This is a genomic window from Nostoc sp. C052 (assembly GCF_013393905.1).
GTDB lineage: Bacteria > Cyanobacteriota > Cyanobacteriia > Cyanobacteriales > Nostocaceae > Nostoc.
The window spans coordinates 287,002-301,622 of record NZ_CP040274.1 but is presented as its reverse complement, the minus strand read 5'-3'; the positions used below and the strand labels follow the sequence as shown (position 1 = coordinate 301,622).

Genomic DNA, 14,621 nt, shown 5'->3' with positions numbered 1-14,621 from the left:
AAAATTAACTACCAAAAATATCGATATCGCCCAGACTATATATTGATGAATCCACCGGACTAGATGGTAGTCCTTGCAAATCTGCCTTATTACGCATACTTTCTATTCGGTCGGCTTCACGTATTGCCAGAGGATTTACGCTTTTTCTTGATTCTAATAGTGCAGTTAGGGTAATTTGTAATGGCGGCAAATCCTCTAGTGCTGGAGTTTCTTCATCAAAGGATTGACAAAATATTGAGAATGCTGCCCTTTCGACGATTGCCTGAATTTCTGCACCGACACAGCGATGTGTTACCTTCAATAATCTTTGCCATTCTTCTGGGGTAAAGGCATCTCCACCATGACTAAAGCGCTTGTCAAATCTTGCTAGGTGAATCTTAAATATAGAATGTCTTTCGCCGTTGTTTGGTAAGTCGATTTTGAATATCTGATCAAACCGTCCACTTCTGGTTAACTCTGGTGGTAGCCATTGGATATTATTGGCAGAAGCAATTATTAATACATCACTTGTTCTTTCCTGCATCCAAGTGAGTAACATCCCTGCTAATCTTCGTGATAAATCATCATCTCCGGCAAATCCCTTGTCAAAGTCATCGAGGTAAAAAATTATACGGTTAATTCGGTCTACCAGTGCCAATAACTTTTTGAGTTTGTATTCCGCCATATTTCCATAACTGCGGAAATGACCCCACTCCACGATTACCAAGGGTAATTCCAGTATTTGAGAACAAGCCTTAGCCGAGTGAGATTTACCTGTTCCGGGTGGGCCAATCAATAAAACACCTTTTGGTAGGCGCAAGTTGTAAGACTTCGCTAACGGTGTCAGGAGTCGCCTGTATCCCTTAAATGCTGACTGCATTAACTCCAGTCCCCCGACAGGAATTGTCATTGGTTGCAGAAATTCCACATTGTAAACTCGTTTGAGCAACTCAATTTTATAAGCAGAAACTTTTTTGACTAATTCACTGCTGTCAAAAATAGGGTGTTGGGGGTAGGGTGTTGGGTGTAGTGAAGACGGGGCTTGTACGAAGATGGTTGTTGGAGCTTTCTCTACACCCCACACCCCACACCCCACACCCTGCCCCAAAGGGGCTTTGTCAATTGCTAGGGCAGTTTTTACCCCTATTTCAATATCTGCCAAATACATCCCTACACAAGTATTCGCTATTTCATTGATTTGGACTAGTGTAATTGAGCCGGGTAATATTTGTGGCAGATAATCGCTAATTTCCTCAACTGTGGGTAACTCTTGGGTAATTGTCGGTATTAGACCAGCTATATCTGACTTGAGGCTTGCGTTTGACCCCAGCAACAAAGCTGTTTTACTGGAGTTATGGTTGTAAAGCTTAATGTTAATCAGTGCTGACTTAATCCATTCTGCTGTCAGGAAGGAATCTGCATCCGTCGCTCCTTGTCCAAGCCACGGGTATATCCCTTCCAGGATCAAAATCCCTTGTAACTGGGTTGTCTTCCAAAACCGCAAAATCTCAAAGGAATCTTCGCGTACAACTTTGAAAGCGATTCTGTTGTATTCTTTAATTTCTGAAAATGCCAATTCACGATTACTTATTTTTAACTGGTATAAATTGTCATCTTCCAGCATCCAAATATAACAATTGATACCACTATTAATGCATTTTTGAGTTAGTTTTTTGAGTAAGCTTATCCTCTCTTGCAATGGAGATTCCACTGCTATTAAAGGATTGTTTTGTTCGTAAAGAGAAAATATTCTTTCTATCAGTTGTGAACTCATGGGTAAATTATTGAGCATCAAACTGATAATAAAGGCTGACTCACTTTTTACTCACAGCCTGAAGTACCCAATTTTCTCGTACTTCTGTCCATTGTTTTCATAAAGCGCGTTTCCTATTTCTAGCCTTTCATTCGCACTCAAGCAGCACTCGCCACTAAAGGCTTAGATCCGCCTCTGACTTACGCTGCTGTTGTTGTTGCGGTGACTGTGAAAGCAGCAGATCCTGATTCCAAGAGAGTGTTTTGGGTCTTGATCGTCTAGCCTGGGGCAGTAATTTCTTAACAGCTAGTGCGGTGGCTTCTCCAAATTCATCGGAGTTAAAGGACGTTTTGATTTGAGGAATATGCTCTAATCGCTCTACTGGTGTAGTTTTTGGGTCAACAAGTGCTATGTAGAGCGTTCGCTGTTTTGGTATTGACCCAGTTTTGGAATATTCCAACATTGCGTAGGAGAAAGCATCAATCGTAGAGGAACAAAGTACCGCTTTTTCTACCTTAGTCGTTCCTCGCTCACCTAACTGGAAATGAAACCAACTCTTGCTGCGATCGCTGCCAATTGCCAAGCCTTTCAATTTACTCCCCTCAAGGTAAGCCCCTTTAACTTGATGGTTTAAATCTCGCATTACAAACACTGCATTTTGCTGCTTGTCAGCGTAAATCAGCCCTGATTGATGAAATCCGTGTACAAAGTTTGATGGCAATCCCCACAAGTGAATCAAGTAGTCATGTACTCCAAGCCACTTGCTTTTATCCTCAACTGGTGGCACAAACTTGGGGGCTGGCTCGGTTTGAAGAATATCTGCTGTTTGTTTCTTGACTGCGGCGATCGCTGCTCGTTCTGCCCCCTGAAGTCCAAATCTGTCATTGAGCCATGCCAAACCCTGCCGCAAATTGTAATTGTTCACCTGAATCACTAAATCTATCGCCCCATTGCCCTTTTCTACTCCTGGGGAGGCGGACTGAAATTTATCCCCATTTATATCAATGATGTGGCCATGACCTACCCACCTATTAGATTGACTAGGTTCTTCGTCTAAACCTAACTCCCAAGCTACATCCTCCAAGGCTAGGTCACGCAACTGCTGAGTTTGTTGTCGATATTTTTCTTTCTCTTTCTCTAATTGGGCAAGGCGTTGTTGAAGCAGTTCATTAGCTTGAGCCAGTTCTCTAGCTGTTGCTTCCATTTGTTGAAGTTGACGGGCTGCCCTGTCTCGATCTGCGGCTTTGGCTTTGATTTGCTCCAAATTCAACTCTGATACTTCCAGGTTCCGTCCCGTTTCTACTATCCGGTAAAAATCCTTTATATCCTCGTGTTTGGCTCTGGAACCCTTCAACCCCCTCTCCAAGCCAATCAGCCGCATCGTTTCATAGTACGAGTCCTGAAATGCTTGGATTTTTTGTCGCCCATTGAAAAAGTGATTACACCGTAGCTGACCCCGGTCATCCACTGGCACAAAGTAAGCATGAATATGTGGCGTGGCTTCATCTAAATGTAATTCTGCCCTGACTATCCGCGAACCGTATTCCTCAGACAACCATTGCTGCGTCGCTTCTAGCCAAATATCTAATTTATTTTGCTCATAATACCCTGCTTTATTTGGGCAAGAGGGACGAAAGTAACTTGGCGATGCACTCAGTAACATCTCGACGCAGTAAACACCGTCAGTCCTTATCTTCCTGTGTTGCGGAGCCTCATTTATCTTTGCCATCACCAAATCTTCTAACCTTGATTCGGGATCGCTGCTGCCTATAAACCTAATATTCTCTACCGACAAATCAGCGTTCGGTGTCTCCCTCTCACGAGATGTGTGAGATGCGCTACTCCCTATATCCTTCTGCTTTAATTTTTTTAAACGAGCGATCGCATACGCCATTCCTCATCACCTTTTTTTCTCCCGTCAACAATATTTCACCTGATAACTAAAATTATTTTTTCGGCTCACTGAGTATTTTTACTCAGGCTTAAAAATGGCATTTTGACCAAATCAAGAATAGCAAAAATAAGCGTACTAGGTACGTTTATTTAGAGGCGGCTGATTCTTTGATTTTCGGCAATTTAATCGCTCCTCGCTAGCTACCTTGAGGGCTACCACATAGCTACCTGTCGGGAAAATCAAAAATCACAAAAAACCACTACTTTTTTGCTCCACAGGTAGCTAGGTGTCACCTGTGTGGTAGCCCGATAACTACCTGTGGAGAATTGTATCATACAATACAGTTTAGCGATGAATCTACTTTAGTCTTGTGTAGATTGTCAGAGTTTTAAAAGATAGTGTGAGTAAGATTTTAAAAATTAATTAGAGTGCTAATCTATTATTTAGGCTAGTAGACTTGTTCGATTGTTTTTGCATGAGTCTTCGTTTCTTTTAATGCAATAAATTTAAATTTGGAGTCAAGTACAAAATTTGACCTCTGAATCTATAATTTAGTGAGGGTGTTAAGCCTACTATTCAGAGTCCGTCATACAGAGTTCAAACTGAATTCTTATTTGATAACTCTCAAGCAAAGAAGCTCTTGAGCATGGAGCAGGAAAGCTTTCTAACAAAAGAACATCGGAATAGGCGAGCAAGGGAACAGTGAGCAAAGGACAAAAATTTTAGATTCCTTTCTACTCAAAGGTTCCAGAGCGATTAAATTGATTTACGCTCAAAATGCACAAAAAATAATACGTCCTGAATTAGACCCCTAAATTTATTTATGGGGCTTCCCATCTGCGCCTCGGACTCTTCGCTAAGTCATTGGAAATATTTGGATTACTGTTTTCGGAAAATTCCTGAATGAATAATATGAACGAGGTAAAGCAAGAGATAATCTCAATTAAGCGTTCTCTTGAGAGTTTGGATGGCAAAATAATTAGCTACCTCAAGTCGAACCCTTTGAAACTAGATTTAGATTTTTCTGAGGTTGTTGTAAATGCGCTCAAAGCCTACTGGCTACCTTTTGCAATGCATTCTGTAGGAGTGCGTGACGAGGAATTAAGACGCATAGCGATTTGGTCAATCAAACAATTAGAAGGTCAGGCTTCTCTTATCCGCGAGGTTTTCGGGATTTCACCCCAAATAAATACTGTTGTCCAATTGGTGAATACTACTGCTGATTACCCAGGTGCTACCCCAGTCCAGGGCAGATTACTGAATAAGACAGAACAAGTTAATTCTCAAGAACCTGACTCAACGACTGCATTATCCATATCTAATGATGTTGAAGTTAGAGAAGAAATTTTGCTTCCAGATGAAGAAGATTATGACTACGAGAACGATTTAATAGCCGTAGAAATAACAGAGGAAATGAGAATGGCTAATAAATTATTTGGGGCTTAGTCGTAGAATAGTACGTTTGATTTCGGCAAACCTATAAGGATGAGAGGGTGTGGGGAGCAGTAAGACAATATCAGTTCTCTACACGCAATACCCTACCCCCTATACCCAGCCTTGATAAGGGTTGTAGTACTTCCTGTGAAAAGAAAGTCAGCCACTCTTCATCCTTACCACTATGCAACCCTTACACATTCAGTCCTTTGAGGTAATTCATGAATAAACCGAATCCAAATCCAGATCCTGCTGTTAGTAACCCCAAAATCGTCATCTCAGCTGACATTGGTGGCAGTGAGACAAAAGCGATCGCTCAAATTTATCCTTCAGGTGTGCCAATAGTATTAGCCATGTCACCTGAAATCGCTGATGTCTCTAAAACTTCTGTGGCGCGTTTCGTCCCAAACTCATATAACACCAGTGTTTGGGTCGGAATGGGCGATGAGTACTATGTTTTGGGTGCATTGGCAAAAAGTGTTTTTGCTGGGACTTCTGCACTGCGAGATTTAAAATCTCATTATGCTCTACCAAAACTGGCTGCTTTGTTGTGGTTAGCTTGCCGTCAGTTTCGGTTCGATACCAATAATATTGATGCCTTTGTCCAAGTATTGATGCCACCAGGAGAAATTAGTAATGCTCATAATCTTGGTAAAAAGTTAGGGCAATCACTCAACCGAGGAATTGTAACTCCCACCAACAAATTAAAAGGTAAGCTGCGTAATTTTCATGTTGCCCCGGAAGGCAGTGGGATTATGATATACCGCAGTCGCACTCTGGCTGGATCATATACGCAAAAGAATATCGGTTTGCTGATGCTTGGCTACCGGAACGCTAGTTTCGTTCTCAGCCAAAAAGGTAATCCGGCTTTGGCTGAAACTACTGATTTAGGTATGAATTGGTTAGTACAGCAGTTTGTCCAACGCACTGCTGTTGGCTTGTCCAAAGAAGATGAACATTTAGTGACTGCAATCATTGCTGCTGGTAAGGGCAACTTCGAGCCTTTGCGTTCTTTGTCCCGCCAAGCCACACCCGAAGGTGTATCTGCCGACTTAAAATTATTTCAAAACATTCTTCCTGAAGTTCGCTCTGATTACTGTCGCGCTCTTGTACGCTGGATACGAAACATCCCTTCACTTGATGAAATTCTCATTTGTGGTGGGACTGCTGATTTTGTCAAGAAGGAGTTAACTGACCATTTTCAAAATGAAGGTATACCTATTGTTTGGAATGGCGGGGTACAATTTCCCACCCCTCTTGATAGTAAGGGTCTTGGTGAGCGCGTCGCTGATGTCTGGACGGCACACATTACTTATATATTGATGTTAGACAAGAACTTTGCTTACGACCGCAAACAAGATTTAGTCCCTGACCCCAATAAACCACGACCATCTACCCCTACCTCTGGTCTTGCTCAACTGCGTGAATACGCCAAAAAACGTGAGGCTGAACAACCTTTAAACAGTTAAAAAATTATGAAGCGTCCTTTTTGTACGACATTAACTGTGAAGTGCGATTGCTGTTACTTAACCAATCACTTTCAATAGTGAAGCGATCGCTCAAAAAGTTGGCTTACTCTCTGAGCGATCGCATAATTCAAGCTAACTATTTAACATCTCAGCCATCAAACAGATTCGGTTGATCTACCCCATACTGTCGTTGCACCAGTCGCCGCAGTTCTGCTACCGAATTGGCTGACTTCATCAAAATCAGCACTGATGTGACGTGTGGGGACAATCTCTCCTTTGTTTTATGAGAAAGCATTTGATGAATTTTGTACTTCCTTCGCCCATTTGGAAGAACGGGATTAACAATGTCAAGTTTGGCTTTTTCCTCTGGTGTCTGTCATCCAACTATAAATGAACTCCCAATAGTACAAGCCATTCTTAATGTGCTTTTTATGCAGCTTACTAATCCGAGCCAAATTCTCCTCAAACTCAGTTTCAAACATTTTAGTCCACGGGCAAGGTGTAGACAGAATACGACAATCATCTATCCGGCGTTGCTCACCCCAAACTTGATTAAACCTGCTGATTAGAGAATCTTCAGCAAGTGCATCAACCAGTATTGCTGCTTGATGATTTCCTTGTTTATCAAAGTAACGCCAGATGATCCGAACGTCTTTTAATGACCACGTTACAGCACGTGTCACTGTGTTTTTAACCGTATATTCCGCATGGACTGTAACGTGATTTAAGCCTTGCTCTATAAGGGTTTTATTCACACGAGGCAAGCTAAACTGTAACCTGCTCAACCAGTTCTTATTTATACCGATTGTTTCGAGGATATGATTTTGAGACATCCGGTATTCTTCAGTTTCAACAATTCTAATCGCGTCGCCAAGAAGGGTGTAGGGGGTAGGGTGTTGGGTGTAGGAAGACGGCATTGGTCGGGGCTTGAAACCCTTACCACTACAAACCAGAGTGAAAAGATGGGGCAAGTGACCCGCTAGTTGTTGCGGCTGTTTGTTCCCCTACACCCTACACCCTATACCCCGCCCCAACGGGGCTTGGTCAAACCGATAGTTGCCGATGTACAACTCAACTGCTTGGGCTGCGGCGAAATTTTTCTTAGCCATGATTAGCTGTGCGAGATTTTCATCAACTCTTCGCGCAGCGCTGAATTCAACTATTAAATTGCTCCATCACGACTCATAAATATATGAATAACGACCAAGAACTTTATACCCAACAGCTAGCCCAATTTGCTGCGTCTCAAAGTTTTGATGAACGTTCAGTGGAATTTTTTGATGACGTTTGGCAAGAAGCCGAAGTTAAAGACATCACCAAAATGACAACTACTGATGCTGAGTCTGTATTGCAAGTTTTGGGCGAGAGTGAAGCATCACCAGAATTTACTAAAGCTTTACTAGCCCAAGCCATAACAGCAGGAATGCCTAAACACGTTGTGGGATATATCTTGGAGAGCGATACTGACGGGGATGGTCGCACACTTGCACAAGAAATCTTCAATGACGGCACAAGTCCCTTTCAACCAAATCAACCATCAGTACTTGCCTTGAAACAAAACCAGTTTCAATCCTCTAGTGAAGAAGACATGGAAATCCAAATTTAGCCAAAAGTACGATTTTTTTGTAGACTCCTGGTTATTGATTTTTTGGAAATAAAAGACCTAAACTTTGGCTTATTAGTTAGCGTTTCCACATGCTCTAAAGGTGTAGTTCTTATAAAAAAGAATCAGGGAGGAAGGGAAGAGGATAAGGGGAAAAGGATAGAATTTTCCCCTGACCTAGTACCCTTTAACATTTTCTTTGATTCCAAATATTTGTTCTACACCTTTTTCCCACTTTGAACTAAAGCTATGACACTACAATTACCAACCCACAACGGTACACACCCTCAAAAGTCAACAGACTCATTCACTATCCCTCAACAGAAAGAGCGACTAGAAAATCTGTTGTATCAGAAGGTTCAAGAAGGGGAAGACATATCCCCTTGTATTGAAGCTCTCTATTATTTGGCTTCAAAGCAAACAACACAAGACCAACTGCAAGTAATGTGGGCTGAAGTAATCAAAGAACGCTCGGCATTCAATTCATTGCAAAGAGTAATCATTACAGCCTTCGCCATCTTAGGAATGATTGCCTTTCTCAATGGGGCATTTCGCTCTGTTAAACCATCTGCGGCTGTTGTCAACCCACCTGCTGTTCAACCTCATTAAAAGGATTTTACCAAAAAGCTGAGAGCTTTGTTTGATAATGCTTTCAGCTTATATTATCACTCACTGTGCATCGCTCCCGCCTAAAATGCTGTGTCCTTGTCGAAAGGCAAACTGTCTCCCGGCTCAAAGTTACGCAGGTCTTGCTCCATCTGCTGCCGACGTTGGACGTATGTTCTGCTGTTTCCAATCCTTCCTCTCATCAACCATGCACCAAAGTTGATGCCTTGTTCTACATGATCGGCAGACACTTTATTGTAATTATCAACCTCCATTTTCTTACGCCACTCAAGCTGTTCCAGCGCACTTTCACTGATACCAATTTTCTGAGCATATTCTACATATTCAGGTCTGAGAGAACCATCAGGGTTAAACTCCTTTTTTTCTTGTTCAGTGAAGAAATCGTAGGCTGTGTAGATTGGCCACGATTCTGGATCAGTCTCGTCCAGGTGTTTCCACTCGTCATACTCTTCTTTTGCTCTACGAGCATAACTATCAATTGCTCCTGGATCTTCACCTTTGGATAACATTTCTTGCCGAGCTTCACTTTTCAAACTTCCATCTGGGTTGAATTCTTCATTATTCATATTTATCCAACGCTTAATCCTTGACATAAAAACCTCTCAAAAATTTAATTAATATTCATCAAATTTCAAATCTTATGACTTTGGAATTAAAGCATTTTGACCCTCGTTTAAATCAGTGGATCTATATAGACGATAGCAGAACCGACTCTCAATCAATTTTAACTGAAAAGCTCAGTAATACTTTACTAGAATTTTACTTTCCTGACAAAGAATTCTCATTTGGACATTCAGATGAATACAGCACTGCTGAAGAATTAAAGAATCATCCAGATGGACAAATTTTATTACTGTCTTCTAAGACTCGCTTACTTTATGGAGATAAAGAATGTTTAGAAACGATTCAAAAAATTTGTCCAGATAGTAAAGACCGGGGTGCTTATGGTTCTATCTTCCTTGGGGCTTGTAAAAATGCGATTCACGAAAAGCTAAACATTTTAGTAGTAGATGATTCTACTGATAACAGGGGTGAAAATGGAGGGATATTATCGAATGATTTGGCATATAAATTAGTTGGCGATTGTTATGGGCAGATTTCAACACAACTTTATGACAAGCTAACCTTAAGGGAATCCCAAACAGATAAAAGCTATCGTGTAATTCAACATCGATTTGGTTGGGTAGATGGAGTTGGAGAAGATACGACTGAATATCGCTTTGGCAAAGGAACACTGCGACCATACAGACTAGATAGAATAAAATATGCAAATTCTAAAAATGAACCAAAAATCGATATAATTCTTCCCGTAAGCAGTTTTAAGGGAACAGACAAGGATAGACCCAAAGGTCCTACTAAACCTCAAATTCAACCAGGATTATATCAGCAAAATATTTGGTTAGCTGAAAAAGCACAATCTCAACAAGGTCAGATGTCTATCTCCCAACTGCTGGCATCTTTCCCCCAAGGAATTAAAGATTTTGCTGAAGAACTAGAGGTACAAGCTCAAAGATTAGCCTCTATTGAAGATGACCCAAGAATTGTTGCTGCTTACTATTGTGAAAGATACGAAAAACGTAAAGAATCATTGAGCCAAAGTAAATTAAAAACATCAGACATTATCAATCAAGAAACAAATGTTAAAAACTTAGAGACAAATGATGACTTAGATGCAGATCAGGAGTTGGATGACGAGAGTGCTAAAGATGACTTGTTTATGTACAAACTCATTAAAGCTGATTTACTTGGTCATCAACAGCTATTAGAAACTGAGAAGGTCAAACAGGAATTAAGTCGTTTTGTACAAAGTGAGTGGCGAGATATTGCTATTGGGAAAACGCTTACTTTTGACCGAGCAATGATTATTCCTTCCAAGGAACTCAAAAATGGTGAAATCTGTGCCCCTTGGCTGGAGCAAGGAGAAAAAGTTCTTAACTTTCGCTCTCCTTTTCTTAACTCTAATGGCTTGTGTGTTTCTACTAATAAACACATTAAAGACCGTGTTGCTCCAGATGGTGAACCCTTAGAAGGCATAATTGTAGTAAATGACGAAGACCACAAGCGCATACAGCAAAGAATTACAGAGTTAGAAGGACGAGGGATTGATGTTGATTTTATAGATCCGGCAGAAACCGAATCAGAACGCCAAGCACGAGACTACGATGGCGACTGCATTGGTGTAGCAAAAGCCAGCTTATATCCCAATTTAACAGCAGAGGCAGAGCGAAGAAATCTTCCCCAAAACGCCTATTCCCCCACGGTTAAGCTCAAAAAACAATCATTTTATTTGGAAGATGGAACCCAGCCCCCTTTTGAAAAAATCGCTATCCACATGAGTGATAGCATCAGCGTGGGCATAATCAACAATCAAGTGACTGCACTGGAAGCATTAGAATCAGAAATTGAGGTACTAAAAACTTACGGTACTTTTGAGCAGAAATCAAATTATCTAGACAAAGTTTCTAACCATTACGAAACCCTGTTTGAGCAAGAACGCCAGAAAGAGCCAAAGTTAATTCGAGAAGAATACAAGCCTTATATGCAAGGGGTTGTTGAACTTGCTCATTCTCAAAGAACTCCCGAAATTATCCAGCAAGCGATGGACATTAACCGTCAAATGTACCGGAGCATGATTGAAGAAGGATGTTATCAAAACCAAATAGCGGTTGATTTATTCAAAAGTGCTAAAAAACCTGAGATGGATAAAATCCGGGAGAACAGCCGCTACTTGTATCGTGATGTTAATTATATTAAAGATAAAAAGTCGCGTTCAGTTTATTTAAACACGGGGATAACACCAAAGGGCTACTCACCAGTAGAATTATTGATTAGCCAAACCAATAAATATTTCCAAGAATCACAGTTAGAATCGCGCCCCATCGTCCAGTTTAAAGATTTGTTCAAAGGAGTAGAATTTACACCACAGCAGAAATTTGCAGCGATCGCTGCCAAATACGAATTTGATCTGAAGTTCAATGCTGCGGTTCGTGCCTCAAGACGGCGAGAAACAGAGTCTGGCCCTAGCGCAATTATTCAAACGGATTCAGGAACGCAACTCGAAATTACCAATCTCACCCGCTACGGGCATCCCCTAATCTGGAAAGCCCAGACACTTAATATTCGCCTAGATGAGATTAAATTCACAAACAGTGAACGCCCGCATAAATTACTAGCAGTTGCACAGATAGATGGCGAGGTTGGCAAAGATGGAAAACCTGCTTACCGCAACCTGGGGACAGTTAGCCAACAATCGCAAGTTCCTTACAATCTCAAGGCGGGGATGACCATGCAGGGAGCTAAACTCCTAGAACTAAAACCAGAACTTACTAGAAGCCAAACTAAATTACTTTTCGACAAGGCACAAGAGGCGGCTCTCGCATTTTACGCTTCTATCCCAGAGTCAGAAAAACTTGCATCCGCCGCCGCTGCTTGGAACATCTGTGCATCCCGCCAGGATGAACTCGAAGTTGCAAGAAAAGAAAATGCAAACCCCCAAGCGATCGCTAAAAAAGTTTCTAACTTCGCCTTTGCTGCTTTCCCCAATGAAATTATCTCCCGCCTGGAGCAACTGCAATTTACCGAACCAAAGTTAGTCACACTGAATAATGAAGCGAATCAATTTTTGGGTAGAAAGTGGAACCCAGACGAAAAGCACCCGATAGAAATTAGGGCTAGCCACCACCCAGTTAGGCATGAGCGCCATGTTTCCAGATTGTTATTTGTACAGGATGCTGATGGCGAATATAAGGAATTCGCCATGCTCGAAACCAGAACCGCACAGCTTCCCATTGGTACGAAAGCGCTCTCTTGTATGGTTGGGGTAGAACCTGCCACAGCATCAGCAACTATTGGACTGCCAGGAAACGAGCCGGTTGAAATTACTATCCGCGAACTCAAGAACTTCTCTTATGCAGGACTTGTTTTTAACGCCGAACCCGTAAACTTAGAATTTGGCACTGTGCCGATTCCTGATAAAACAGTAAAAATCAAACTTGATGCTTTGACTCTGGGTGAGTTAGACAGTGATTCTATCCAGCAGTTAAAACAAGTTGATTACCTAAAAAATGGTAATCCCCTGAAGTTGAAACTTACTTCTATCTCTGAAGCTGGAGATCAAGCTTTTGTGCTGGGTGAGTCCCCAAATGGTAATCTCCTCAAAATCAATAAAATCAACTTTTATGATTTTTCTGGTCAGTCATTCTCGGATCGAGATTACCGAAAACTGACTATCGAAACGCCACCTTTAAAAACTAGAGATGCAGTATTTCTCAATGGTGAACCCTTGGGGGTATTACATTTTAAGAAAGACAAAGACGCGCTCAGACAGCTTGGATTGCTCAAAACCGGACAACTTACACCCGCACCCACTATTATTGAAAGTAATTTTTCTGTTATTTGCGCTCAAATTGACCCTTATACCGTTGAATATCCGCAGAAATGGACGAAGGAATTTCAGGCTTTTGGGACTCAATCAGTTAACCCTCAACAACAGCAGATGATTGATAGTAGTGAGCCAATTCTACATCATATTAAAGAGCGTCCTACTTTCTTATTTTCTACAGAATCAAACAAAAAATTTGGAGTTATGGGCTTGGCTGTTGACAACCAGAAAGCTGATACTGTGACTAAATGGTTAACTGCTCAAAAAGTTGAATGGGAGCAAGTACCAACAGAAGATGTTATCAGGGAAACTAAAAAAGGTTTAACGGTCTTTAACTTGGTTGATAGCTCCATTCCTGCCAAAACTTTGTCGAGCATGACCAAGAAATTCGGGGGAATTATTGAGTCTACTCTTGAGTATCAGCAAAAGGTTAGCTCCCTTGCCACACGACCGCAGTTTTTGAAACCACCAGAACAAACAGCACAATCCCAGAAGGAGCAAAGCCGATATTCCACTCCACCCCAGGATATTCAAAATGTCGCCCCAAGAGCCATCAAAGGTAAACCAATTCCCATGAACTACCCTTTAATGATGCATGGTGAGCCGAACCCACTACCTGTAAATACTTGCATTGATGCCATGCGCGGATATGGCAGAACTCACACTACTAGAGCTTATGAGCCTTACAAACAGTATGGATTTAAGGAGGGGGATATTGCTCTAGCCACAGGCTCCGGCAAACAAGTTGCTTTTTACGTAGGAAAACAATACCAAATCTCACAACAAATGATCGCCGACCCTCACTATCAACAGGAATGGGCGCAGATGGAGAAGCATTCTGCCAAAGCACTGAGTGAATTATTTACTGGTAAGCAACAGGTGTGGGGGCTGCATATCAAGCCGCTTGGGGATTATATAGATGGAAAAATAGTGCCATTCTCCCAAGCACAAAGCCAAGTGACATCCACCCAAGAAGTTCAAAATTCATCCGTAACTATTGATGACTTGAGACAGTGGTACAGTGCTGTTGATAAACTAGGCAAGCCGGAAGCCTACAAGCAAGGGATTGTAGAAGTCGCCAATTCTTTTAAGACTAGTGGACAGCTATCACCCCAAGCAACAGCGGCAATGTCCAAGGATAAGCAAGACTTAGAAGCAGTTAGCCGACTCACACAAATTGCTCAGAAGGTGGGTATGGTCTGGGGGCAACCTGCACCTGACGGTTTTACGTTCGTCAATGGAAAAACTTACGATTTGAGCTTCAATGCCCAAACCAAAAATTTAGCTTTAGCCCACAAAAACGGTGATGTAATTTTGAGCCTAGAAGCAGGCAAAGTGCAAATTAACAAAGTAACTTCAGAAGTGTTACAAACTTTCGAGAATGCGAATACTCAGGTAGATAAAGCTTTGGCTCAAAAGAAAGAGCAGGATGTAGAATTACAGAGCTAAATTTTGATAAATTTCACTAGTAATCTAATAAA

General features: G+C 41.6%; 10 protein-coding genes. 5 read left to right on the top strand and 5 right to left on the bottom strand.

The features are described 5' to 3' along the window. Window positions 1-4: 4 nt before the first annotated feature. Window positions 5-1,753 (bottom strand): ATP-binding protein, encoded by a 1,749-nt coding sequence (locus tag FD723_RS36180; protein WP_179070016.1) that lies wholly within the window; start codon window positions 1,751-1,753, stop codon window positions 5-7. A gap of 154 nt (window positions 1,754-1,907) precedes the next feature. Beyond that, complete coding sequence (gene mobV, locus FD723_RS36175) at window positions 1,908-3,626, bottom strand: MobV family relaxase (protein ID WP_179070015.1); 1,719 nt, start codon at window positions 3,624-3,626, stop codon at window positions 1,908-1,910. A gap of 903 nt (window positions 3,627-4,529) precedes the next feature. Between mobV and FD723_RS36170 the strand changes: the two genes are divergently transcribed. After that, window positions 4,530-5,072 (top strand): hypothetical protein, encoded by a 543-nt coding sequence (locus FD723_RS36170; RefSeq protein ID WP_179070014.1) that lies wholly within the window; start codon window positions 4,530-4,532, stop codon window positions 5,070-5,072. A 209-nt stretch (window positions 5,073-5,281) separates the two neighbouring features. Continuing rightward, window positions 5,282-6,529 (top strand): ParM/StbA family protein, encoded by a 1,248-nt coding sequence (locus FD723_RS36165; protein WP_179070013.1) that lies wholly within the window; start codon window positions 5,282-5,284, stop codon window positions 6,527-6,529. A 148-nt stretch (window positions 6,530-6,677) separates the two neighbouring features. Here FD723_RS36165 and FD723_RS36160 read toward each other — a convergent pair whose 3' ends face one another. Together FD723_RS36160 and FD723_RS36155 are read right to left on the bottom strand one after the other, a co-directional pair. Continuing rightward, entirely contained in the window at window positions 6,678-6,824 is a 147-nt protein-coding gene (locus FD723_RS36160; protein ID WP_179070012.1) for a hypothetical protein, read from the bottom strand. A 52-nt stretch (window positions 6,825-6,876) separates the two neighbouring features. Beyond that, complete coding sequence (locus tag FD723_RS36155) at window positions 6,877-7,446, bottom strand: hypothetical protein (RefSeq protein WP_179070011.1); 570 nt, start codon at window positions 7,444-7,446, stop codon at window positions 6,877-6,879. A gap of 275 nt (window positions 7,447-7,721) precedes the next feature. On the opposite strand from FD723_RS36155, the gene FD723_RS36150 reads away from it, so the two are divergent. Then, window positions 7,722-8,135: a hypothetical protein gene (locus FD723_RS36150; protein ID WP_179070010.1), complete on the top strand. Its 414-nt coding sequence runs from the start codon at window positions 7,722-7,724 to the stop codon at window positions 8,133-8,135. Window positions 8,136-8,381: 246 nt separating this feature from the next. Further along, window positions 8,382-8,741 (top strand): hypothetical protein, encoded by a 360-nt coding sequence (locus FD723_RS36145; RefSeq protein WP_179070009.1) that lies wholly within the window; start codon window positions 8,382-8,384, stop codon window positions 8,739-8,741. A gap of 80 nt (window positions 8,742-8,821) precedes the next feature. Here the strand turns inward: FD723_RS36145 and FD723_RS36140 are convergent, their stop codons facing one another. Further along, on the bottom strand, window positions 8,822-9,352 hold the full coding sequence (locus FD723_RS36140) for a hypothetical protein (protein WP_179070008.1): 531 nt from the start codon (window positions 9,350-9,352) through the stop codon (window positions 8,822-8,824). A gap of 47 nt (window positions 9,353-9,399) precedes the next feature. Here FD723_RS36140 and FD723_RS36135 point away from each other — a divergent pair, with 47 nt between their 5' ends. Further along, the gene (locus tag FD723_RS36135) at window positions 9,400-14,589 is read left to right on the top strand and encodes a hypothetical protein (protein WP_179070007.1); all 5,190 of its coding nucleotides are present in this window, start codon (window positions 9,400-9,402) and stop codon (window positions 14,587-14,589) included. The last annotated feature ends 32 nt before the right edge of the window (window positions 14,590-14,621 follow it).

Bases quoted from the DNA above. Each gene is read 5' to 3' on its own strand.
- FD723_RS36180 (WP_179070016.1), bottom strand. From the start codon at position 1,753: ATGAGTTCACAACTGATAGAAAGAATATTTTCTCTTTACGAACAAAAC.
- mobV (WP_179070015.1), bottom strand. From the start codon at position 3,626: ATGGCGTATGCGATCGCTCGTTTAAAAAAATTAAAGCAGAAGGATATA.
- FD723_RS36170 (WP_179070014.1), top strand. From the start codon at position 4,530: ATGAATAATATGAACGAGGTAAAGCAAGAGATAATCTCAATTAAGCGT.
- FD723_RS36165 (WP_179070013.1), top strand. From the start codon at position 5,282: ATGAATAAACCGAATCCAAATCCAGATCCTGCTGTTAGTAACCCCAAA.
- FD723_RS36160 (WP_179070012.1), bottom strand. From the start codon at position 6,824: ATGCTTTCTCATAAAACAAAGGAGAGATTGTCCCCACACGTCACATCA.
- FD723_RS36155 (WP_179070011.1), bottom strand. From the start codon at position 7,446: ATGCCGTCTTCCTACACCCAACACCCTACCCCCTACACCCTTCTTGGC.
- FD723_RS36150 (WP_179070010.1), top strand. From the start codon at position 7,722: ATGAATAACGACCAAGAACTTTATACCCAACAGCTAGCCCAATTTGCT.
- FD723_RS36145 (WP_179070009.1), top strand. From the start codon at position 8,382: ATGACACTACAATTACCAACCCACAACGGTACACACCCTCAAAAGTCA.
- FD723_RS36140 (WP_179070008.1), bottom strand. From the start codon at position 9,352: ATGTCAAGGATTAAGCGTTGGATAAATATGAATAATGAAGAATTCAAC.
- FD723_RS36135 (WP_179070007.1), top strand. From the start codon at position 9,400: ATGACTTTGGAATTAAAGCATTTTGACCCTCGTTTAAATCAGTGGATC.